The sequence below is a fragment of the Streptomyces sp. NPDC050535 genome (assembly GCF_044457665.1).
GTDB lineage: Bacteria > Actinomycetota > Actinomycetes > Streptomycetales > Streptomycetaceae > Streptomyces.
In genome coordinates this window covers 64,804-86,535 of the sequence record NZ_JBITHE010000014.1, presented here as the reverse complement: position 1 = coordinate 86,535, position 21,732 = coordinate 64,804, and the positions used below count along the sequence as shown (strand labels likewise).

The 21,732-nt window shown below is 68.8% G+C and carries 18 protein-coding genes and 1 pseudogene; 8 read left to right on the top strand and 11 right to left on the bottom strand.

Annotated elements, in window-relative coordinates; translation table 11 throughout:
* Positions 1-327: 327 nt before the first annotated feature.
* Positions 328-819 (bottom strand): MarR family winged helix-turn-helix transcriptional regulator, encoded by a 492-nt coding sequence (locus tag ACIBLC_RS28035; protein ID WP_399214010.1) that lies wholly within the window; start codon positions 817-819, stop codon positions 328-330.
* 97 nt (positions 820-916) lie between these two features.
* Between ACIBLC_RS28035 and ACIBLC_RS28030 the strand changes: the two genes are divergently transcribed.
* Complete coding sequence (locus ACIBLC_RS28030; RefSeq protein WP_399214009.1) at positions 917-1,819, top strand: NADP-dependent oxidoreductase; 903 nt, start codon at positions 917-919, stop codon at positions 1,817-1,819.
* A 603-nt stretch (positions 1,820-2,422) separates the two neighbouring features.
* On the opposite strand, the gene ACIBLC_RS28025 is transcribed toward ACIBLC_RS28030, so the two are convergent.
* From ACIBLC_RS28025 to ACIBLC_RS28005, 5 genes are all read right to left on the bottom strand, one after another.
* Entirely contained in the window at positions 2,423-3,241 is an 819-nt protein-coding gene (locus ACIBLC_RS28025; RefSeq protein ID WP_399214008.1) for an IclR family transcriptional regulator C-terminal domain-containing protein, read from the bottom strand.
* Between the two features lie 148 nt (positions 3,242-3,389).
* On the bottom strand, positions 3,390-4,046 hold the full coding sequence (locus tag ACIBLC_RS28020; RefSeq protein WP_399214007.1) for a hypothetical protein: 657 nt from the start codon (positions 4,044-4,046) through the stop codon (positions 3,390-3,392).
* A gap of 105 nt (positions 4,047-4,151) precedes the next feature.
* Positions 4,152-4,961 (bottom strand): hypothetical protein, encoded by an 810-nt coding sequence (locus ACIBLC_RS28015; RefSeq protein WP_399214006.1) that lies wholly within the window; start codon positions 4,959-4,961, stop codon positions 4,152-4,154.
* Positions 4,962-5,040: 79 nt separating this feature from the next.
* Positions 5,041-6,792, bottom strand: coding sequence for a substrate-binding domain-containing protein (locus ACIBLC_RS28010; protein ID WP_399214005.1), 1,752 nt, complete (start codon positions 6,790-6,792; stop codon positions 5,041-5,043).
* Positions 6,793-7,179: 387 nt separating this feature from the next.
* Positions 7,180-8,244 (bottom strand): WD40 repeat domain-containing protein, encoded by a 1,065-nt coding sequence (locus ACIBLC_RS28005; protein ID WP_399214004.1) that lies wholly within the window; start codon positions 8,242-8,244, stop codon positions 7,180-7,182.
* Positions 8,245-9,339: 1,095 nt separating this feature from the next.
* Between ACIBLC_RS28005 and ACIBLC_RS28000 the strand changes: the two genes are divergently transcribed.
* Positions 9,340-9,666, top strand: a complete 327-nt coding sequence (locus ACIBLC_RS28000; RefSeq protein ID WP_399214003.1) for a hypothetical protein — start codon at positions 9,340-9,342, stop codon at positions 9,664-9,666.
* A 21-nt stretch (positions 9,667-9,687) separates the two neighbouring features.
* On the opposite strand, the gene ACIBLC_RS27995 is transcribed toward ACIBLC_RS28000, so the two are convergent.
* Positions 9,688-10,275, bottom strand: coding sequence for a TetR/AcrR family transcriptional regulator (locus tag ACIBLC_RS27995; RefSeq protein ID WP_399214002.1), 588 nt, complete (start codon positions 10,273-10,275; stop codon positions 9,688-9,690).
* 83 nt (positions 10,276-10,358) lie between these two features.
* Here ACIBLC_RS27995 and ACIBLC_RS27990 point away from each other — a divergent pair, with 83 nt between their 5' ends.
* The 3 genes and pseudogenes from ACIBLC_RS27990 to ACIBLC_RS27980 all read left to right on the top strand — a co-directional run bounded on the left by ACIBLC_RS27990 (position 10,359) and on the right by ACIBLC_RS27980 (position 15,819).
* Positions 10,359-11,297 (top strand): alpha/beta fold hydrolase, encoded by a 939-nt coding sequence (locus ACIBLC_RS27990; RefSeq protein ID WP_399214001.1) that lies wholly within the window; start codon positions 10,359-10,361, stop codon positions 11,295-11,297.
* A gap of 277 nt (positions 11,298-11,574) precedes the next feature.
* A pseudogene (locus ACIBLC_RS27985) lies at positions 11,575-12,479 on the top strand (hypothetical protein); the annotation flags it as partial.
* A gap of 211 nt (positions 12,480-12,690) precedes the next feature.
* Positions 12,691-15,819 (top strand): discoidin domain-containing protein, encoded by a 3,129-nt coding sequence (locus ACIBLC_RS27980; RefSeq protein ID WP_399213999.1) that lies wholly within the window; start codon positions 12,691-12,693, stop codon positions 15,817-15,819.
* On the opposite strand, the gene ACIBLC_RS27975 is transcribed toward ACIBLC_RS27980, so the two are convergent.
* Positions 15,769-16,254: a winged helix-turn-helix transcriptional regulator gene (locus ACIBLC_RS27975; RefSeq protein ID WP_399213998.1), complete on the bottom strand. Its 486-nt coding sequence runs from the start codon at positions 16,252-16,254 to the stop codon at positions 15,769-15,771. The genes ACIBLC_RS27980 and ACIBLC_RS27975 overlap by 51 nt on opposite strands.
* A gap of 96 nt (positions 16,255-16,350) precedes the next feature.
* Between ACIBLC_RS27975 and ACIBLC_RS27970 the strand changes: the two genes are divergently transcribed.
* Positions 16,351-17,232, top strand: a complete 882-nt coding sequence (locus tag ACIBLC_RS27970) for an NAD(P)-dependent oxidoreductase (protein ID WP_399213997.1) — start codon at positions 16,351-16,353, stop codon at positions 17,230-17,232.
* 500 nt (positions 17,233-17,732) lie between these two features.
* On the top strand, positions 17,733-18,236 hold the full coding sequence (locus ACIBLC_RS27965) for a hypothetical protein (RefSeq protein ID WP_399213996.1): 504 nt from the start codon (positions 17,733-17,735) through the stop codon (positions 18,234-18,236).
* 98 nt (positions 18,237-18,334) lie between these two features.
* On the opposite strand, the gene ACIBLC_RS27960 is transcribed toward ACIBLC_RS27965, so the two are convergent.
* From ACIBLC_RS27960 to ACIBLC_RS27950, 3 genes are read right to left on the bottom strand one after another with little or no spacing between them, the layout of a single operon-like run.
* Positions 18,335-19,117 carry an MBL fold metallo-hydrolase gene (locus tag ACIBLC_RS27960; RefSeq protein WP_399213995.1) on the bottom strand — a complete coding sequence of 261 codons (783 nt, stop codon included), beginning with the start codon at positions 19,115-19,117 and terminating at the stop codon, positions 18,335-18,337.
* Positions 19,118-19,170: 53 nt separating this feature from the next.
* Complete coding sequence (locus ACIBLC_RS27955; RefSeq protein WP_399213994.1) at positions 19,171-19,731, bottom strand: ester cyclase; 561 nt, start codon at positions 19,729-19,731, stop codon at positions 19,171-19,173.
* A gap of 12 nt (positions 19,732-19,743) precedes the next feature.
* A complete protein-coding gene (locus ACIBLC_RS27950; protein ID WP_399213993.1) occupies positions 19,744-20,850 on the bottom strand; it encodes a hypothetical protein in 1,107 nt (368 codons plus the stop codon).
* 109 nt (positions 20,851-20,959) lie between these two features.
* Here ACIBLC_RS27950 and ACIBLC_RS27945 point away from each other — a divergent pair, with 109 nt between their 5' ends.
* A complete protein-coding gene (locus ACIBLC_RS27945) occupies positions 20,960-21,685 on the top strand; it encodes a TetR/AcrR family transcriptional regulator (protein WP_399213992.1) in 726 nt (241 codons plus the stop codon).
* Positions 21,686-21,732: the final 47 nt, after the last annotated feature.

The window sequence follows — 21,732 nt, the reverse complement described above, 5'->3', positions numbered from 1 at the left end:
AACGGGGAGCTGCGGCTTCCCCGGGAAACTCCCAGCTCAACGGCTATGAATGGGTCGACGACGAGCTTGCTTCAGGGCACTCCACGGCCGAAGCGGCCGGAGTGGCGGACATAGACGGACAGTCGTCCGTATCGCGTCGATAGAGGCTCTGAGGCGGATCGGACCCGAGGACTTGGCCAACGACCTGACGACCTGGTCAGTGAGCTTTTCTCGTTGGCGGCGCAACAGTCGGTTGCGTCAGTCGGCACACCCTGCGAACCCGCACAAGGCGGAAATCAAGCATGCCCGTGTCGGCGGCGCGAAGCGAGGTCTGCGCACCGAGACATGTCAGCGGGAGGTCCGGGCAGGCAGCAACCGCACGCAGTCCTGGCGCAGTGGAGTCAGCATCGCTTCGGTGAGGTCTTCGAGCTGTTCGGCTTGCTGGGGATCCAGGTGCCCAAAGACATGGCGACGTACTTCTTCGGCATACCCCGGCTCGGTGCGGCTCACCACCTGCCCGCCCGTCTCGGTCAGACGCGCCAACGTCCGGCGGGCGTCATCGGGGTCGCTGCTGCGGGTGATCCACTGCCGCTTCTCCAGCCTGGCCACGATGCGCGACAGGTGCGAGGGGGTGACGCTGGCCGTGGCGGCCAGCCGGCTCATATGGACCTCGCGGTCCTCACTCACCGACAGCCAGCGCAGGACTTGGTACTCCGCGTGACTGACCCCGGCTGCGCGTTCAAGGTACGCGTCCAGCTCGGCCGGTAGCCACATCATCACCCCGACCAGCAGAGACCAGGTGCGGTCCTGCTGGGGCGAGAGGTGCTGGGGGTCTACCACGGCGCCATTCTACCGTTACTTGCCACGGAAATCATCTGCACGTACCGTTACTTTCCACGGCAAGAAATGTCGCGCCCGTCGACTCCAGGAGACTCCCATGCAGGCTGCGCGCTATCACCGTTACGGCGACCCCGACGTCCTGGTCGTTGAGGACGCCCCCGAACCCCACGCCGGGGCGGGCTCGGTACGCATCGAGGTCCAGGCCACGAGTGTGAACCCCATCGACTTCCTGCTGCGCGAAGGCCACCTGCAGGAGGTGCTCCCCCTCGAGTTGCCCGCGGTGCCCGGTCGTGACGCGGTCGGAGTCGTGGACGAAGTGGGGCCGGGCGTCGAGGGCACGCGCGTGGGTGACCTCGTCTTCGGCCTGGGCGGAGTCAGCGACACAACCGCGCAGTTCGCAGTGCTGAGCGCCTGGAGCGCCGTCCCCACAGACTGGTCGACCGAGCAGGCCGCCGCGGCCGGACTCGCCTCGGCCACCGCGGCGGAGGTCATCGCCGCCCTCGGTGACCTCGACGGGCGGACCCTGCTGATCGAGGGAGCCTCCGGCGCGGTGGGCAGCGCCGTCGCCGCCTTCGCACTGGCAGCGGGGGCGACGGTGATCGGCACCGCCCGCCAGGCCAACCACGCCCACCTCACCGACCTGGGGGTCCAGGCGACCACGTACGGCCCTGGGCTGGCCGAACGGGTCGCGGCTCTGGCCCCGGCCGGCGTCGACGCGGCCGTTCACGCCGCACCGTCAGCCTCGCTGCCGGACCTCCTGGACATCGTCGGCGACCTCGCCCGCGTCGTCACCGTCATCGACTCCGAGGGCGCGGCGCGGCTTGGGCTGCGCAAGATCGATGCCCGCAACGACTCCGCCCTTCTGCGGCAGGCCGCCGAGCTCGGCCGTCGAGGGCTGTACACCCCCCGCGTCGAGCACGTGCTGCCGCTGGCCTCCGTCGCCGAAGCTCACACGCTCGCCCAGAGCGGCAGCGGCAAGGTCGTCATCACCCTGCCCTGAGCGCCGCGGCGAACCCCGGCAACGCCCTGCTGAGTTTCTGCGTCGACGACCTCGACACCGGAACCGTCACGGTCCTGGAGCGGTGGACGTCGCGACGCCGCAGGAGGCGTTGGTCACGCACCTGAGAACTCCGCAGGTCCAGCAGATCTTCGCGAGTGAGCTCCGCGTATGCGCAACGAAATACGGATGTTCGGCGCCTCCAACAAGCGCGATCCCCGCGCCTGACACCAACACGCTGCGAAATCGCCAGAGTAAGAACACCCGACACCCCCAGGTTGCCTTACAGAGGCAAGACTCCGGTGGGATGGGCGCTTCTCGCAGTCGCCCGCGCCACCGGAGCTCCACCATGCCTACTCCCGTCACCTCCACCGCGGTGCTGCCCACCTCCCGGGCCACCGTTCAGCACATCGGCACTCTTCTGGAACGCCATCGCCTCCACCTGGGTACCCGCACCGGACGCCACGCCCGGGCGTCTTCGCCCACGCGGTCCTGATCCGCCGGTTCCTGCTGGATGCCACCCGAACCGCGAGCCCTGCCCGCGACAACGGCATCGGCCTGTCTACCTGCTACCGCTGAACTGCACGAAGGCACTCAGAAAACGGCTCAGTGCCCCGGGCGGGCGGAAAGTACCTCCGTGGAGGGCTGCGACTGCCAGGTCGACCAGTCGGAGGAGATCTTGCTCGCCGCGTCCATCAGCAGGGGCAGGTAGTTCTCCGTGAGCACCTCGACGCTCGTCTCAGCGGCGTGCGTGCTGACGTTCAAGGCCGCGCGAACGGCTCCCCCGCCATCCCTCAGCGGCACGGCGATCGACCGGATGCCCGGCGCCAACTCCTCGTCCGCCAGCGCCCAGCCCCGTGCACGCACCGCCCTCAACTCCTCGGCCAGCGCCTCGCGATCAGCCGGTTTCGTCACCACCCAGGAAAGCGACGGTGTATCAAGCGCCTCGGCGAGTTCCTCATCGCCGAGCTGGGCCAGCAGCACCTTGCCCTGAGACGTGCGCACGGCCGGAAACTTCGTCCCGATCTCGACTCGCAGAGTGATGATCTTCGGCACCGACACCCGCGCGACGTACACGATGTCCGAGCCGTCGAGCTGGGTGATCGAGGACGACTCGTGCGTGCGCGCCACGAGCGTCTCCATGTGCGGGCGGGCCATCTCCCACAGCCCGAGAGAGCTGGCGTACGCGATTCCCAGCCTGAGCACCTGCGGCGTCAGCGCGAAGCCGCCCTCACCCGTCGCACGGACGTAACCCAACTCCTGCAGCGTCAACAGCAGTCGTCGCGCCGTCGGCCGGGCCAGGCCGGTGGCGACGGCGACCTCGGTGAGGCTCAGCTCACGGCGGGTCGCGTCGAAGCACGTGAGCACGTCCAACCCGCGTGCCAGTGCTTCGACAAAATCCGCACCCTTGCCTCGTCCTGCCATGTCATCCTCCGCTCGGCGCCTTCCGCATCGTAGGCACGCTCACCGCCACCTGCCCAAAAAGCCTCCGGCGGACCTGCGCCGTGTCCCTTCCTGCGCCGTTTTTCTTCCCGCGCCATGTCCCTTCCTTGTGTCGGGCGAGCCGTCGGCGTCACCACGTCTGGCGGGGCCAGCCGCTCCACACCCCGGCGCAGGCCAGCACATGGACAGTCGCCATGGCGGCGAGAACGATCACGTAGGGCTCCGCCCCGCCGTCGTCAAGCCGCTCGGTGCTGGCCGGTCGCGCCCAGCCGCCCGGGACCACGGAGACCTCGACGACCGTGCCCACCGGTGTCCGCTTCCGTGGTCCGTACGAGGTCCAGCCCAGGTCCTGCTCGGTCGCGGCATCGGCGAGCCGGTAGGAGACCTGCCCGGAATTCTCGTCCACTCCCTCCTCGGCAGTGGGCTTCGCTTCCATGACGCGGGCCAGGACCGGCTGTCCCACCGTCTCGTGCGCCGCCCACGGAACGAGGAAGGGGCCGGCGCCGAGGAGAACGGCAGCGGTGAAGACAGGCGCCGACGTCAGACGCTCCCTGACAACCGCGCCCGATCCGTAGTCCCAGGTGTAGGCCACCCAGATGGCCGCGGGGAGGGAGCCGAACGCCGGGAGGACCGAGACCAGACCCCATGCGCCGCCCCGCCCTCCGAGAAGTACGGCAGCCGGCGCGACGATCAGCGACCAGCCCATCACCGCTGCCAGCAGGGCCTTTTTACATCTGGGGCGCGTACGTTTCCCGACGAACGCCACCGCGACCGCCACGAGTTGCACGCACCAAAGGACGGCCCCGGACGGGCCCCCACTACGGTCTGAGCGCATTCGTGCGCCCTGCCCGTGTTCCGCGCGGCCCACTTCCGATGTCCCGCCGCGCCCCGGTCACCCTTCCTCCCGCTGAGCCGGGCCCGTGTCGTGCAGTGAGCGGCTGATCTCGTCGAGCCTGTCGAGCCCGGCCTGCACGGCCTCCAGTTCGTGTTCCAGCGAGGTGAGATCCGGTTCGGGTGCGGTGGCATCGCCGGCGGCGTGGAGCGAGACGAGCAGCGAGCCGCGTTCGGCGGCGGCCTCCAGACGCAGCACGGTCGATTCCAGTGTGGCCATGAGGACTTCACGCAGTTCCGCCAGGCGTGCCAGGGAGTCGGCGCGTTCGCCGGTCGCGCGGGCGGAGGCCTCCTTGGCCTCCCGCATGGCTCCTTGAGCGGCTTGGGCCTCCTTCTTCAGCCGCCGCTGGTCGTTGCGCAGTGCCTCGTGGTCGGTGCCGGCGGTGGCGGCATCGATGATGCGGACCGCTTCGGCCCGGGCGTGGAGTTCGTCGGCCGCGGCCCGGACGAAGGTATCCGCGGTGGTGAGCGCCTCGGTCACGGCAGGGGTGGTGTTCTCGCGCCGGTGGCGGTCGAGTCTGCCGGCGGCGGCCGAGGCGCGCTCCAGCCAGAGCTTGGCGTCCGGCGGAGGTTCAAGCCGCGCGGGATCAGTTCGTACGGGTCTGAGGCCGGCGGACGCCGGCCCGGGCTCGGCGTCGGGACTGCGCGTCAGGCGGTCGGTGACGGTGTGGGCCGTCCAGACCAGGAGGCCGATGCCGACTCCGGCGGGCAAGGCCGCGGTTGGCGCGGCCCCGGCCAGGCTGGTGGCCGCGGCACCCGCCGCGCCCAGCAGCGTGGCCGCGGTGGCGGCCGGGAGGTGTCTGCCTTTCATCGTGTACTCACCGCCTTACGGCCGGTCCCGCACGGGGCGGGACAGTGGTGGCCGTGTCGTCGCAAGGGACTGCCGGGGGCTAGAAGTTGCTGATGACGGAGACCATGACCTTGTCGATGACCGCGGGATCACGGGCGTCGTACGAGGTGGCCTTGGTGGCGGCGGAGATCTCACTCAGGGTGCCGAAGTCGGCCTGGTCGCTGAAGGCGACGGTGAAGACGCGCACCGAGCGTTCCAGCCGGCTGGCGTCGATGTCGCTCAGCAGGGCGTCGAGGTCGTTGTCGGCCGGGTATTCGTTCTTGCCGTCGGTCAGGACCACCACGGCGTTGATCCGGTCGGTGTCGAGATCGGCGAGGACCGCCTGCTGGGCGGCGCGCACCGTGCTGTAGAGGGCCGTGCCTCCTTCGGCGTTCAACCCGTTGATGGCGTCGGCGAGTTGGTCCTTGCTGTCGCGGACAGGTTTCGGCGGCAGGATCTGCCGGTACGGCTCGGGGTGGTCGCCGGTCTCGGTGGAGAAGGCCCACAGCCCGACCTCGTCGTCCGGGTGGTACTGGCCAAGGGTGTTCACAGCGGCCTTCTTGGCTGCCTCCAGTCGGCTCTGCCCGTTTCCGGCGGGCTGGTTCATGGAGCCGGATACGTCCATCACCAGCAACACCCGTGCCTTCTTGCGCAGTTCGTCCCAGCTGTCGAGGACCGCTCCGAGCACGTCGGGGGCGGGCGGGTCGATGAGGGACAGCTTCTGCTTGCCCTCGTCGGGCAGGCTCACCGAGGCGGCCAGTTCACGCCCGGCGTTGCCCTCGTGGTCGCGGAAGCCGTGCTGCTGGAAGCGGCGCTGCTGTGCGGGTTCGAGGAGGAAGGCGCGGAAGTCGGCGGCCGCGGCGCGCTGTTCGTCGGTGGCCGAGGGCAGCACCACGAAGGGATGGTCGAGCATGAGGGTGCCATCGTCCGGGTGCAGGGCCACCAGCGGCACGTTCGGCTTCCTGCCCTTGCCGAGCTGCTCCACGTCACCGGTGGGACTGCCCTGGTTGTACAGGTGGATCAGCTGCTCCTGGACGGTGACGGCGCTGGCGTAGGACAGGGCCTGGCCCTTCGCGTCGGCCTCGGCGAGGTTGGCCATGTAGGCGGTCGCGTCGGAGCCGTAGTGCAGCACTCCGGCCTCCACTCCCGCCACGAACTTCCGGGTCTTGCCGTCCTTGACCTCGTCGAGGGTGAGGTCGCTCGAGCGGCCGGTGGCGGCGTAGAAGGCGGCTACGGTCGCGGCCAGGCCCGAGGTCGAGGTGTGCGGGTTGTCCTTGCCCAGGTGGAAGCGGCCCCACTCGGGGTGGCCGAGCGAGCCCCAGCCCTTCTCCGTCAGCGAGAGCACCTCGCGCCAGCTGATCTTCTTCTGCGGCCAGCCCACGGCTTCGGCCATGGGCCGTGGCATGGCGATGGCCAGCGGGCTGGTGGCCAGGGAGACGGGCTTGTCCCCGGTGAGAACCGCGCGGTCCGACGCGGTGCCCTTCTCGGTGAGCAACGTCAGCCACAGTGAGGCGGTCGGCGTCCACGCCTGCGGCTCGGGCGCTTCGTCACGCGCCTCGTCCCAGCCCTGCGCCAGTGCCTCCATGGCGACGCCTGAACTCGTCTCGGACACCGACACCCGGGCGCACCGGCCGCCTGGCAGGTCACGGTCCGATTCGTCGTACTCCCCTGCCAGTTCGGCGAGCAGATCGCCCTTCTCCGTGGAGGAGTTCACCTCCAGCCGGACACCGCAGTCCCGTCCGGAGTCGCCGGAGACCTGGCTGACCACCAGGAAGGTGGCCAGTATCGCGACCAGTCCCACTGCCGTACTCACCAGAAGCGGCAGTCTGCGCGCCAAGAGCCCACCCGTGCGTCGGTTCATGGTCCCCCCTGGAATCACTTACGAGCAGGCAATGCGCGGCGGACGGTGAGGTGTGACGATCCGTCCTCCGCAGGCCTGTGAACGCCCGTCTGATTGTCCTGGTCATGACTGACGCACGGAAGTGCCTTGCTGGTTGCGGCAGTTGAGGTACGCGATACCGGCCGGCCCTGGATCTACCGGATGCCGAACGGCTCCGTTCCCACTCCAGCCACGGGCACCGATCGGCTCAACGGCGCATCTCGGCTGCGGTGAACCGCCGTTGTCGAGCTTCCCACCCGAAGCCTGCGCGCGGACCCACCCGGCATCCGCCAACGAGGCGGACCCTGCCCCAACGAATGGTCACCTGCGTGCGCGCCCGGCGGTTGTATCGGCAGCCCATACCTGCACTGTGCCGTCGGTGGTTCCGACAGCCAGCGTCGAGCGTGCCGCGTTGTAGGAGAGGCTGGTGAATGCCTCGGAGCGGGAAGGGGCATGCAGGAGCCTGGGGCTTTTGTCGATGTCCCACACCTGCACGTATCCGCCGGCGGTGCTGGCTGCGATTCGGCTGCTGTCGGTGAAGACGAGCCCGGTGATCGATCCAACTCCGCCGGGAAGGGGGCGAGTCGACACCTTGTCGTACGGAAGTGGCGCGTCAGGGCTCTTCACGTTCCAGAATTTCGTGGTGCCGTCACTGCTGCCGGCCGCCAGGACACTGCCATCGGGGCTGTAGCCCACGCTGGTCACGGGCCGACCACGTTCCAGTGTGCTGAGGACCTCTGGCGTACTGGGAGCCCTGACGTCCCACAGCTGAACGGTCCCGTCGATACTGGCGACAGCCAGCGTCGTGTCCTGACTGTCGAAAGCCACATCAGTAACGGAGTGGTGACGTCCGGGCGCCGCCAGAACCGCGGGAGTCTCACGGCTTACATCCCACAACTGCACGATGCCCTGCGAGTTGGCTACGGCAAGGGTCTGCCCGCCAGGGCTGTAAGCCGCACTGGTCACTGCGCTCTTACGGCCTGGCGGTGGGGAGAGAACGGCGGGTTCCCGGCTGCCGTGCACCTGGAGGAGCAGGACGGAGCCGCTGCTGGTGCTGACGGCGTACGTCTTTCCGTCGGGGCTGAAGGTGACGCCAGTGGCTGCCCCCGTGACCTCGGGCGTCCGGCTGTTGTTCAACTCACTACCCGACACCGTGTCCTGCACGATCACGCGGCCGTCGGAAGTGGTCGCGGCGAGCAAGCGCCCGTCGGGGCTGTAGGCGATACCGGAAACCGGGCCGATACCCACGTTGTAGGTTCGCTTGATGTCCGCTTGGGCGGTGATCGGCTCCAGTGGAGGATGCTGAGCGCTGTCGGCCGCCGGAATCGGGAAATGCAGCAGCCAGCCGGCAGCGAACGCGGCACCGCCAACCAGAGCGATCACCACGGGTACGGCCAGAGTCGGCACCGAAAGTCGCATATGCGGGCGGTAGGGGCGTTTACGCCCGAAACTCCCCGGTTTCCGGCGCCCGGGCGTCAGTGCGAGGAAATCCAGGAAGGTGGCGTCAGGGGAGACTCGCGTGACTCCCGAGGGCTGCCGAAGCGCCAACTCGCGAACGAACCGAGGTGATCGTTTACGGGGCATGAGGGTACTCCTGAAGGTGGTCACGGAAGGTGGGCCGAGTCGCTGGGGTTGCTCTCGTCGTCCTGGTCCTTCTCCTGCCGTTCATCGACGACAGCCCTGGACGGTTGCGGCACGTCGGGTAGCACCCTGCCCTCGTACTTTTCGGCAGCGGAGTCATCCGCCTCACCGTCCCGCCCCAAGGCATCCCGCTCCGTTGCATCGCGAACGGGAGCGGAGTCCGAAACCGGACCGTGGACTTCCTCCGGGAACATCGGTGTGGGAAGGGGCTCCCGGCCGGACCCCGGCTTCCTACCCGCCTGAGGGACTCTGCCGTCGACCGGACCGGCAGCTCGGGGGGACGGTGGGCGAGTCAGTCGCTCATTCTTTCGAGAATTTACGGTGCCGTTTTGTTCTTGCCGGCCTTCCCTGCCGCCCTCACCAAGCTCAGGATTTCCTTGGGTCTGCGTCTGGGCCAGCCGCGAGATCAGCAAGGGAGCCGTCATGCCGGTCACCATCGCGTGCATGGGCGAGAAAACATCTGAGGACGCGGTAATCGCGGCTGGTGGCAATACTCCCAGGAATAGACGCAGCGTCACTGTGCCCCAGAAGTATTTGCGCTGCTTACGGTTCGACCATGGCGCCCGAAATCCACGCGCGTCACCTGGAACTCTCATCATGAGGTAGATCTGCAACGCCTCCGCTGCGGCGCTTCCGCCGAGCCCCCATAGAGCGGCGTATAAGGAATTCATACGCACGAGCGTAATACAGTCACAGGACCCCGTTGGACCACATCGGAAAACACCTACCAGGCCGGCCAACATTCGCCACCAAGGAGAAAGGATTCCTCACAGCACGTGCCACAGCTTTTTCTCCCGAACCGCTTCCACATATTTCAAGTTCGCCACTGTAGGACGATATTTGACGTCGATATTTGACTTCATAAGACTGAATCTGATCAGCGGCGGAGGCCTTCGGGGAAGCCATGTCCAGCCCGCGAGGCCGGCCGCGGACACGGCCGCCGCGAGATCCGCACCCGGAAGATTCCTGACCGTCTCCACCGGCATCGACTTCCCGCACGCCGCCCAGGCCGTCCCGATCCGCCGGCGGCACCGTTTGGACCAGCCGAGACGCTTCACCACCGAGACCGTCTACGCGATCACGAACCTGCACGTGCACCAGGCCCGACCAGCACAGCTCGCCGCGTGGATCCGCCGCCACCGGCACATCGAGAAACAGATCCACTAGGAAGGGCGCCCATCGCACCATTCAAGGCAGTGGATTTGGTCTCCCGGGGACACGGGCGGCGGCTGCGGCGACGGTTGCCAGGTCTTCGCTCGAGAAGCCGGCGCGGCTCAGCACCGCCAGGGATTTGTTCGTTGCCAACGTGCACAACGCCAGCTCTGCCGCCTCCTGCTCATCGGCCCCGGCCGCCAGCAACGCCTGCTCCAGCATCGCCCGCAAACCGTCGATCATGGCGCGGACCATCGCCTGGCCCTCCGCGTCGAGGGCCGGGAACTGCGTAGCCGACACCGTGAGCAGGCAGCCATCCGGGACCGTCGGGTCGGCGATGCGGTTCAGGGCGACCTGCAGGTAGGCGGCCACAACGGCGCTCGGGCTCGGGTGGGGGCCGGACAGTGCCTGGTCGTACAGCGGGTGGTAGGTCTGCGCGTACCGTTGCAGGCTTTTCCGGAAGAGGGTGCTCTTGTCGCCGAAGGTGGCGTAGAGCGAGCTCCGGCCCAGGCCCGTGCCCTCGGTCAGGCGGTCGATCGAGGCCTCCGAATAGCCCCAGCGCCAGAAGACGTGCATCGCGCGTCGTAGCGCCTCGTCCACGTCGAATTGCTTGCGGCCTGCCATGGTCCTCAGCCTACACATCTTGCACCGATCGTTTCAAGATGTGTATGGTCGCCAGCATGACAAGTTGCACTGATCGTTCCAAGATGAGTCCGGCCAACGGCACGACAAGCTTGAGTTCTCTGCGGCTGCCCGACGGGTTCACCGACGTCTTCACCAGCCGGCTCGTGGAGCTGAACGGGCTGCGGCTGCACGCCGTCACCGGCGGGGACGGCCCGCCGTTGCTGCTGGTCGGCGGGTGGCCACAGACCTGGTACGCCTGGCGGGAGGTGATGCCCGCGCTCGCCCGCGAGCACACCGTCGTCGCCGTCGACTCGCGCGGGGCCGGGCTCTCCGACAAGCCCGACGACGGTTACGACGCCGGCACCCTGGCCGCCGATCTGGTCGAGCTGATGGCCGCGCTCGGGCACGACCGGTTCGACGTGGTCGGCCATGACATCGGCATGTGGACCGGATACGCCCTCGCCGCCGATCACCCCGAGCGGGTGGGCCGGCTCGCCGTCGTCGACGCCATTATCCCCGGCCTCACGCCGACCCCGTCGGTCTTCAGCCCGGCCGCGGTCAACCAGCGGCTCTGGCACTTCGGCTTCAACCGGCTCACCGACCTCAACGAGGAACTGGTCCGGGGGCGGGAGCGGCTCTTCTTCGGCCACCAGTTCGCCAAGAAGGCAGCCACCCCGGACGCGATCCCCGCGTACGCCGTCGACGTCTACGTCGATGCGATCGTCGCGGATCCTCGTGGGCTGCGGGCGAGCTTCGCGTACTACCGGGCGCTGGACGAGACGATCGCGCAGAACGAGCAGCGCAAGAACACCCGGCTGACGCTGCCGGTGCTCGCCGTCGGCGGCGCGCGGTACAGCGGCACGATGGTCGCCGAGACGATGCGGCTGGCGGCCGACGACGTCACCGGGGCGGTCATCGACGACTGCGGCCATTACGTGGCCGAGGAACAGCCGGCGCGGTTTACCGAGATCCTGGAGGACTTCCTCGGTGGCGAACCGATAGCAGGAGTGCCGCACGGCTGACACATTCGTGGCGGAGTTTCGCCATGTCTGTCCTGCGCCCCGCTCATCCACGTCGCGGCGCCTCCAGCGTCCATAGAATCGACGGTGATGCGTATGCCGTCGGTGGTGCGCGAGAAAGAATGCCGACGTCCACAGTCGGCTACCGCAGGGTCCCGGCCGCGATGATCACGGCGTTGCTCCGCACCGGCGTCGCTCCGGCCGGGTCACCCCCGGCCAGAGCGACGACCGCCAAGCCACCGTCCAAAGTCGACAAAGAGATGCGACAGGCCAACGGGCGATCACCGTCGACGGCAAGGCGTTACGCGGATCTCGCACCGTCGACACTGCCGCCCGGCACGGCACAGCACTCGGCGCCCAGCCCTCGGCCGCCGCGCCCGGCGGATTCCCGACTACACCTACTCCCGCACGCTTCTGACGCCGTCTCAGCTCAAGTACAACCCCACCGGCGAGATCATCTTTCCGCGCATCCGGGGCGTCTCCGACAAGCTCAGCTCTCCGCTGGGCCGCTACTACCTGTACTACGCGCCGCACGACGCACCCGGTGGGATCTGCCTGGCCTACGACAACTCGCCGGAAGGCCCGTTCACGGAGTACCCGTCGAACCCGATCGTCTCCGACAAGCGGTCCCCGCACTACTCCGTCAGCCATGTCTCGCCCCCCACGTGCTGTGGAACGCGGACGCCAAGGAGTTCTGGCTGTATTTCCACGGCGAGAACACCACAACCCGCCTCGCCCGCTCGGCGGACGGGACCCGCTTCACGTACGACAAGGTCGTGCTGTCGACCTCGATGCTTCCGGCGGGCACCACGGAGACCTCGTACGCCCGGGCCTTCCGCCACGACCTGCCCTCACGCGGGTCCCGCTACGTGATGGTGTTCATGCTCAACAACACCACCAACCACCGTGACATCCACTGGGGTTGGTCCGGCGACGGCCGTACCTGGACCTGCGATCAGCAGCCGTTGATCCGGCACGGCGATGTCGGCGCGGTCAACGTCGGCGGCCCGCACCTCCTCTACCGCGACAACAGACACCTACGTCGTCCACAACAAGGACAAGGCGAGCGGCGGAGACACCATGATCACCGAGGTCGGCAACGACTTCGCCAAGCGCAAACACCTCGGCGTCTTCTACAACTCGCGCAGCGCGGCTCAGGAGAACGGGCGTGCCGCGGCGCCATCGCGTTGGCGCGAGGCTGACCCGCCGTGCCGCCCACCCCGTGAGGTCTTCGGAGGGCCGGAAGGCCACCCCGGTGGCGTCGGGAACGCGTCACCGGGGACGGAACCCGCACGATCTGCCGAGTGCCACAAGGGGCGACAAGAGTCTTGACGTGCGGATGGCTCGGCCACAAGATGACCAGACACTTTGACAACGTTGTCGAGAGGTTCTGCCGATGTCGCACCACGCCGTGGGGTTCACTCGCCGTCAAGCCGTGCGGCTGCTCGGCGCTTCCGGCATCGTGGCCGGCCTCCCGCTCACCTCGGTTGCGGGCCGGGCCTCCGCCGCGACACCCACGACCACCCCGGCATCGGACCCTGTCTCCGACACGTACTACCGCGTGCTGCTCTCCCACACCCGGTGGTCGGAAGAGCGCTGGGACCCGGCCCAAGGGCACTACACCGACAAGGACTTCGGCTTCGCGGTCGTCCTCGGCAACGCCGTCCTGCTGACCCGGGGCCCGTACGACGCCGAGCGTGCCGGAGTCGACAAGGACACCCTGCGCGCCAGGACCCTCGCCACGCTGAAGTACTTCGCGGCCTCCAACCGGCTGGCCGGGGGCGCCCTGTGGGGGCGGAAGCTGTTCTGGGACACCACGTTCCAGTCGTACTTCGTGCTCGCGGCCCGCCTGCTGTGGGACGACCTCGACGAGGCGACACGCCGGAACGTCGACGCCATCGCCCGCGAACAGGCCCAGTTCACCACGGAGTTGGGCACGAGCGACGACCCCGACTCCGGCGGCTGGACCCCGCACGGCCTGACCGGGGGTTTCGACGGCGACACCAAGTTGGAGGAGATGGGGGTCTACACCCAGTCGCTGGCCCCCGGTCTGGCCTGGGCGAGCGATGATCCGCGGTACGAGACATGGCGCGCGGCGTTCGGCCGGTGGGGCCGCAACGAGGCGGGCCTGCCCGCCGCCGACCTCGCCAACCCGGCCCGTGTGGACGGGGTCGCCGTCAGCGCGAACACCGCGCAGAACCTCCATGACACGTTCATCGTCGAGAACCACGGCTCGTTCGGCCCGCACTACCAGCAGGAACTCTGGCGTACCTCGGGACGCAACAGCGCCCACTTCCTCGCCGCCGGACGGGCTCTGCCCGAGGTGCTCACGGCGCAGCCGAACGCCGGGCCGCTGTGGCGCACCCTGCTCGGGGTGATGAGCGATGCCGGAGAGCCCCTGATGCCGATGGTCGCCGACCGCGAGCACCTCTATGGCCGGGACGTCATTCCGCTCGCCTTCCTGGCCCAGGTGGTCGGTGACCGTGCGGCGGCCCGCTGTGAAGTGGCCCTGGCCGAGCGCCTGGAGGCCTACCAGCAGTATCCGCCGCAGTACCGCCTCGCGAAGTTCTCGGGCGAGCCCAAGTACGAGCCGGAGGCCCGGGCCGAACTGGCCATCAGCTACCTGCTTCACGAGTGGCGGGCCCGGTCGGGGCAAGCGCCCGTGCGCCCCCTGTCACAGCGTGAGCTCTTCGAATTGGCGAGCGGCGTCGCCGACTACGGCACCGGACCCGGACTCGTCTCCCATCAGTCGCCGGGCGCGTGGTCCGGTGTCGTCAGCAAGCCCGGCTTCGTCAAGTTCGCCTGGCAACCGGCACACGACGACTGGCTGTTCGCGCTCAGCGGTACGACACCGATGTTCCTGCCGAGCACCGGCGCCAAGGTCACCGGGCGTTCGGTCGTCACGTACTCGCGGTCACGGGACGGGTTCGACGGCAGCGCGAGCCTGCTCACGCTGGACCAGGGGTATGCGGGGTTCACCACCTTGCCGTCCGGCGCGGTCGTGTACGCGTCCTCCGGAACGGCCTACGGCGAGGGCCACTTGGAGGTGCGCAACCTGACCATGCCCGGAGTGCCGGGGCTGGACGGGAACCGGACCTACCGGGTGGCCGAGGGGAGCACGACGGTCGCGGCCGGAAGCGGTGCCACCACGTCCACCGGACCGCGCGTCGACGAACTCACCTTTCCACGCGGCCGGTTCCGTCTTCTGCGGATGCTCGGGGTGCGTCCCGACCCGTCGTACGGCTATTCGCTGTACGCCTTCGAGATACGTGACGGAGCCTCGGGCGGCGACCTGGCGCGTGCGGCCACATCGACAGCCTCCACTTCCTCCTTCGACCCGGGCAAGGAGCCCGCACTCGCCGTCGACGGGGTCGCCACCAGCCGCTGGGCGGTGTCCCGCGCGGACCGTCCACGTGCGGACAGCTGGATCGCGGTCGACCTGGGCACGTCGCAGGACGTGGACCGGGTGACGCTTCGCTGGGAGGCCGCGGCGGGCCGTGCGTACCGGATCGAGGGATCGGTGGACGGGCGGCAGTGGACCGAGCTGGCCGCCTGGCCACGACCGGATCTCACCAGCCGGGGCGGATGGCTGGACATCGACGGCCGCGCGGGACTCCTCGTACGGGGCGGCTCCAACCCGCTGTCGGTGTACGGCGACACGGTCGTCCTCTCCGACGGACCGGCCCAGAGCGTGCTGGTCGAGGCACTCCCCGGTGCGACGCCCGACGAACTGCGTTCCGCGGCCGCCCGTAAGACGCCATCGGCGCAGTCCGCTCGGGTGAAGGCCGCTCTCACCGATCACCACCTGAGCCTGTTCAACCTCTCCCCGGACCCGGTGACCACCACCGTGACGATCCCGGGTTCGCCCGCCGAGGGAATTCACCTCTACCAAGGTGTGCAGACCGTCACAGGGTCGGGAACGGCCTTCCACGCCGAACTGTCCGCCGCTTCCGCGACCCTGGCGCCCGCGCGCATCGTCCTTTCCGGCGCCCGCGTTCCTGTCGGGCTCCGCGCCGAGGTGCGCGACGGCCGTACCGTACGGCTCACCGGACCCTCCTGCCACGTCACCGTCTCCGCACAGGGCAGGACCGTCGGTGCCACGGTCCGTACGGGCCGTACGACCACCGTCACCGTGCCGCGCGCCACGGCTTACCCGCTCGCCGACCTGGCACTCGGCCGCACCGTCTTCCCTACCGCACCGCTGCCGCCCGGTATGACGGACCCCGGGGCCGCGGTCGACGGCGACGCGCGCACCGCGTGGTCGCCCGGCCCCGACGGTCGCATGGTCGTCGACCTGGGTGCCGAACAGCACATCAGCGAGATCCGGACCCAGTGGCGAGGAGGCGAAGTCCCGCCGTCCCAGGTCGAGTTCAGCCTGGACGGCCGTACCTACAGCCGCGCGGCGCGACTGTCGGCGCGCGGCGCCCTGCGCACCGACAGCACTGCCCGCTACGTGGCGCTCCGGGTCGTCGGATCAGCCACGCGAGCCGCCTCCCTCATCGCTCTCAGCATCGGGCAGGAGTGACCGCGGATATCGAGTAGGACCTGTCCGGCCGATCAGGTCGCCGGAAAGCGGCGGCGCCTCGCCGGCGTGATCGGCCGGGACGGGCCCCTGTGGCGACTGCGCAGCCGGCCGCTCGCGTCCCCAGGCGGCCAGCGGCTGGAGTGCTTCGTTGAGGCGCGTTCCTTCCTCGGTCAGTGAGTACTCGACGCGGGGCGGCACCTCGTCGTAGGAGACGCGGTGCACGACACCGTCCGCTTCCATCTCGCGCAGGTGAGAGGCAAGCACCTTCTCGGTGATCCCCGGAAGCAGCCGACGCAGCTCGCCGAAGCGGCGGTGGGAGTGCTCGTGGAGCGCCCAGAGGATCAGCACCTTCCACTTGCCGCCGATCACCTCCATCGCGGTGTCGATCCCGCAGGCGTGTCCGTCCGGTGCGCCCGGCCGGTTCAGCGTCGTCATGCCCCACCCTTCTGACCTGCTCGCTCACCCCGGGGTAACCACGCACTCCGCAGTGCGTACTTGATCACTTCCGGGCCTGCGGCCAGCCTAATCCGCATGGCACACAACACTGTTGAGAAGACATCCGTCACGCTGCTGGGCCTCGGCGCGATGGGAACCGCGCTGGCCCGTACCTGGCTTTCCGCCGGCCACCCGGTCACCGTCTGGAACCGCACCCCTGCCCGCGCCGCGGCACTCGCCGCCCAGGGTGCGAGGGTCGCGGACGGCGCCGCCGAGGCGGTCGCAGCCAACACCCTGGTCGTCGTCTGCCTGTTGGACGACGCCTCGGTCGGCGAGGTGCTGGCCGGCGCCGACCTGACCGACAGGGACCTGGTCAACCTGACCACCAGCACCCCTGCCGAGGCCCGCGCCCGCGCCGAATGGGCCCGCGAGCGCGGCGCCCGCTACCTTGACGGCGGGATCATGGCTGTCCCTCCCATGATCGGCGTCCCGGAAGCCGGCGGTTATGTCTTCTACAGCGGCTCGCGGAAACTGTTCGAGCGGCATCGGGAGACCCTGGGCGTCCCGGCCGGCACCACATACGTCGGCAGGGACGCGGGCTTCGCGGCCCTGCACGACGTCGCCCTGCTCAGCGCCATGTACGGGATGTTCGCCGGGGCCGCGCACGCCTTCGCCCTGATCCGCAAGGAGGACATCGACCCGGTGTCGCTCGCCCCGCTGCTCGCCGACTGGCTCGTCGCGATGGCCCCGGCAGTTCACCAGACCGCCGACCAGCTGCGGAGCGGCGACTACACCAAAGGTGTCGTCTCCGGTCTCGCCATGCAGGTGGCCGGCACGCCGACCTTCCTGAGCACCGCCGAGCAGCAGGGTGTGAGCCCTGAACTGCTCAGCCCCTACTTCGAGCTGATGCGCCGCCGCCTGGCCGAGGGCAGTGGCGAGGAGGACTTGACGGGCGTGATCGACCTGCTGGTGCGCTGACCGGCCGCTTGGCCTCCAGAGGCGGCCGGAAGTGCTGGTCACAGTCCCAACGGATGGCCGTCACCAGCACTTTCGCAGCAGGGCCCAGTCGTGGAGGTGCGTGGCCGGCAGTACGAGGTGATCGTCGAGCTCATGGAGACAGCCCGCCCGGCCTACGCCACCCCTGTCTCCAGCGGCCCCCCTCGCACCTTGAGGCCGGAAATCGACAAATGCCCGAGAACATCCACACCACGCGAGGCGTTACGACATCCGACACATCACGGATCACGCCAATATCGCCAAACCCCGCCTCGCAGCCGGCAGCAATGTCTCCGCCCCGGCGAGCCCCGCGACCCCTCCCCTGCCGTGCGCGTATGCGGCCCGGGTGATCACTTCACATGCTCGCCGCACCGCTGTCACACGAGGAACACATTCGGCCGGTCCGCGTTCGGGGCGATCTTCGCGGGGCAGACGGTGTGCGCGCGGCCCGCCTAGCCTCCCGAACCATGCGATCACCACGAATGAGACGCCTGGGTCTCGCCACCGTCCTCGGTTTCCTCCTCGCCGTCTTCGGCCTGGCCCCGAGTGCGAGTGCGGCGGACACCGACCTGACGTTCGCCACCGACTCCGCCACCACGACGCCCGGCGGCACGGTGAAACTCTCGATGACGCTGACCAACAACAAGACCTACGACGTCCTGTTCGTCTACCAGACGATCGACCCCACCTGGCTGACCACCCAGCGGCCCGACCTCAAGTACAGCTTCACCGACTGCAGCCTGACCACGGACACCGGCAGCGTCCCCTGCGCCGGCACCGGGCCCGCCAACCTCGGCCCGAACTACGGTGCCACGATCCCGCCCGGGCAGAGCCGGACCGTGACGCTGACCCTGCAGGTCGCCGCCGACTCCGGTTGCAACGGCAACATCGGCTTCTACTCCTACTACTACGCCGAGTTCAGCGACACGACGAACACCAGCGGCGGCCCGGTCTACACACCCGAGACGCGGGTCCTCTGCGCCTGACGTCCGGACAGCCCACCGGCACCCCGCGCACAGTCCCCTGCGCGGGGTGTCCGACGTGAAAGCCCGGTGCCGCCCCGGTGGTCGCCGTGTGCCGAGTATCAGCGGGTGCGTGCGGATTCGAACGTGGCTGGGTCGTGGGCGCAGACCACCATCAGGTGTTCCTGGTCGCCTTGCTGGAGTTCGACGACGCGCTCCTGGTTGGCCCTCAGCGCTTTGATGTCGTGGGCCACGAGGCGTTCCTGTATGCGCAGTGAGACCGGAGGTCGGGCTGTCCCGTCGAGTGTGCCCGGGTGGTAGAAGGCGTCGCCGCAGTGCAGGACCCAGTGGTCACCGGCGTCGACCGCGACGGCCGCGTGCCCTCGGGTGTGACCGGGCATGGGAACCAGCACGATGCCGTCGTCGATGTCGGTGAGTTGCCGCGCGGCCGCGAACCCCCGCCATTCCTCTCCGGTCGGGCCGTGCTCGACGAGCCGTGGACGGTGGGACAGTTGCGTGCGCCGGTACCGTCTCTTCTCCAGTCGGGTGGCCGGTGACAGTATCGCTCGGGCTTCCGCTGCCGTGAGGTGGACCTGTGCGCCGGGGAAGTCGGCGAGTCCTCCGATGTGGTCCAGGTCGGCGTGGGTCAGCACGATGTGCGTGACGTCCTCCGCCGTGAAGCCCAGTTGCTCGATCTGGTGCAGCGCGGTCTCCCGCGGATCGAGAGCTGGGCGAATGACGTGCCGCAGACCGCCGAGACGACGGGTGGGGTCCGCGATGTCCCGCATGCCGAACCCGGAGTCGACGAGCGTCAGCCCCTGGCTGGTCTCGACCGCCAGCACATGGCAGACCAGGGCGGTGCCCGGCAGTCGCATCGTCCCGCAGTTGAGGTGGTGGACTTTCACCGGAGAGCCTCGATCATCTCGGTCATGGCCTAGGGGCTGCCGTCGGTTCGGGGTCAGCGGACGAAGTCGGGCGGAGTCGTCTCGATGAGCCGTGCGTCGGGCTTGCCGCCCGTCATGGAGAGAACGCCCCTGACGATGCGGGCGAGCTTGACCAGGCCGCTCGGCCTGCGCTTGTCGACACCCGCCAGCAGTTGCCGCAGGATCGTCAGCTGATCGAAGTAGATGCGCTCGGTGACGAGGTTCTCGTTCTCGTCGAATATGAAGTACGCGTTCATGCGTGTGCGGTGGGGGGAACCCGTCGGCGGGATCTTGCCGAGGGGGCCCAACTGTGTGCCCAGCAGCCAGAACTCGACGATGACGGCGTCGACGCTGTGACGGAACGCGATGATCTCGTGGTGCTGGTCGGGGAAGGCGACGCGTGTGTCGTCGTAGTACGTGCGCACCTGCGCGTCGCCGTCATGCACCGTCATCGACGCGATGAGTTCGTAGTGCGGGTGGGGAAAGGTGGACAGGGTGGCGTCCCAGTCCTGGATCACCTCGTCGCGGAAGTGGTCGAGGACGAGCTTCTCGCGAGCGCGGAGCACGGACTCGTCGGGAAGTACGAAACGGTTCATGGTCACGACTCGCTATCGGGTGTGGGTGATGGCGCGGTGGCTGAACGTCGGCTTCGTGCCGGGGTTCGTCCAGGCGCCCGTCAGCTCGCTGGAGGGGAAGAACTGCGGAAAACGCGGGTCCTGCTGGCTCGGATCGGTGAGGGATCTTTCGAGGATGACCGAGTTGTACTGGTCGGCCGTGGTCTCGATGGTGTTGGCGTTCAGCACGGCCTCGAACTCCCACTCGCGGCTCCACTTCGCCACCCCGGGGAGCTTGGAGTGTTCCGGGGCCAGACACTCGGCCGCGATGACGTTCTCGCTGCTGACCCAGACTCCCGTCGCCGTGTTGAGGACCAGGCTCTGGTTGCCGAACACGTGCCCCGGCGTCTTCACCACGGCGATGCCGGGGCCGAGGATCACCGAGCCCTCGATCGGGAGGAACGCCTCGGCGGGGACGTCACGGTAGGAGGCCGGTTGGTACCAGGGCCTTTGCAGCGGATGCAGCTCGGCCATGCCCACGAGCTCGTCCCGCTGCACGATGACCTTGGCGTTCGGGAAGGCCGCCTCCGGCTGTCCATCGAGGTCCTCCTGGTACGCCTTGGTGCCCACCCAGCGCCGGAGGTCCTGGGTGTGGAGGTGGTCGAACATCAGATAGTCCACCTCCTGGGGCGTGACACCCAGGCCGGCGAGATGGTCCAGCACCGTCGCGTGGCGCCGCACCATCCGGCGAGCGATGATGTCGGGCGTCCGCTGGGCCAGTCTGTCGAAGTACGGGGTGTACTGGCCCAGTTCGACGTCGCTGGGCTCGAACAGCAGGACACGCGCCCGGCCGTCGCTCTCGTGCCAGCGGATGACCAGCATGCGGTTGGTGATCGACAGGAACGGTGCGAGGGCGCGTGAGGCACGGAAGAGGCCGAACCGCGTCGGGTAGGGAAGTGTGACCAGGTCACAGGTTCTGATGCTGTCGGGCGTACCCGTCGCCGCGAACTCCCCTTTGAACGCCGCCGCCTCGGTACGGACCGCCACCAGCCGCGCTCCCGGGCCTCCGGGCAGACGGCTGTGATCGGTGAGTGTGTCGATCGGGGTTCCGACACTCGGCAGGTCGGCCACGTTCGTCGTGCTCCACGGAAAGGGCTGCATGTCGGCCTCCCGGACGGGTCCACGCTGAATTAGTCCACGCTGTGGGTATTTCCTTGCACGGTTATAGTCCACACCGTGGGTTTCCGCAAGAATGAGGCATCATGGAGCGATGACCACGCAGGCGGCACCCGCCGACGACCAGCCCGGCACGCCGCCCCGACGCGGCCGGCCCCCCAAGGGCGCCGGGACTCTGACCAGGGCCGCCGTCGTCGAGGCCGCGATCTCCGTCATCGACGACGAGGGTGTCGAGGGCGTCAGTATGCGCACCGTGGCTCGGCGCCTCGGGGTCGACGCGAAAAGTCTCTACAACTACGTCGACGGCAAGGACAGGCTCCTCGACGCTGTCGCCGAGCACATCCTGATCGGAGTCACGTTCCCGGAGTCGACGGGGTCGCTCGACACGGATCTACGGGCGATCGGGCGGGCCTTCCGCGCCGGCGCCCTCGCACACCCGCGCGCCGGCGCCCTCGTGCTGACCCGGCAGCTCTCCTCCCCGGTCGGCCTTCACCCGGTGGACAGGATGCTGTCGGTGCTGCGCGCCGCCGGTTGCGGACCGGACGAGTCGGTTCACCTGCTGAGGACGCTCCTGGCCTCGGTCGTGGGGACCCTTCTGCGCGAGGTCACCGCGGGCCCGACATTCGGAGAGGTCGGTGCCGAAGCGGCGGCGAAGCGGCAGCGCGAACTCGAGGCCTCGGGGCTGCCTTCGGTGATCGAGGCCGCTCCGTACCTGGCGCGGTTCAACCACGACGAGGAGTTCGAGTACGCGCTCGACCTCATCGTCACCTCTGTCGCACGGCAGGCCGAAGAACGCAGCCGGGACAGCTCTCCGGCCTGAGTGCCGCATCCCGCACAGAGGTCTTCCCGCTGGAGCGGATCAGCCAG

Coding starts and splice junctions, on each gene's coding strand:
- ACIBLC_RS27965 (WP_399213996.1), top strand. CDS start 17,733: ATGAGACGCCTGGGTCTCGCCACCGTCCTCGGTTTCCTCCTCGCCGTC.
- ACIBLC_RS27970 (WP_399213997.1), top strand. CDS start 16,351: ATGGCACACAACACTGTTGAGAAGACATCCGTCACGCTGCTGGGCCTC.
- ACIBLC_RS27995 (WP_399214002.1), bottom strand. CDS start 10,275: ATGGCAGGCCGCAAGCAATTCGACGTGGACGAGGCGCTACGACGCGCG.
- ACIBLC_RS28015 (WP_399214006.1), bottom strand. CDS start 4,961: ATGAAAGGCAGACACCTCCCGGCCGCCACCGCGGCCACGCTGCTGGGC.
- ACIBLC_RS28025 (WP_399214008.1), bottom strand. CDS start 3,241: ATGGCAGGACGAGGCAAGGGTGCGGATTTTGTCGAAGCACTGGCACGC.
- ACIBLC_RS27980 (WP_399213999.1), top strand. CDS start 12,691: ATGTCGCACCACGCCGTGGGGTTCACTCGCCGTCAAGCCGTGCGGCTG.
- ACIBLC_RS27990 (WP_399214001.1), top strand. CDS start 10,359: ATGAGTCCGGCCAACGGCACGACAAGCTTGAGTTCTCTGCGGCTGCCC.
- ACIBLC_RS27945 (WP_399213992.1), top strand. CDS start 20,960: ATGACCACGCAGGCGGCACCCGCCGACGACCAGCCCGGCACGCCGCCC.
- ACIBLC_RS27975 (WP_399213998.1), bottom strand. CDS start 16,254: ATGACGACGCTGAACCGGCCGGGCGCACCGGACGGACACGCCTGCGGG.
- ACIBLC_RS28030 (WP_399214009.1), top strand. CDS start 917: ATGCAGGCTGCGCGCTATCACCGTTACGGCGACCCCGACGTCCTGGTC.
- ACIBLC_RS27950 (WP_399213993.1), bottom strand. CDS start 20,850: ATGCAGCCCTTTCCGTGGAGCACGACGAACGTGGCCGACCTGCCGAGT.
- ACIBLC_RS27955 (WP_399213994.1), bottom strand. CDS start 19,731: ATGAACCGTTTCGTACTTCCCGACGAGTCCGTGCTCCGCGCTCGCGAG.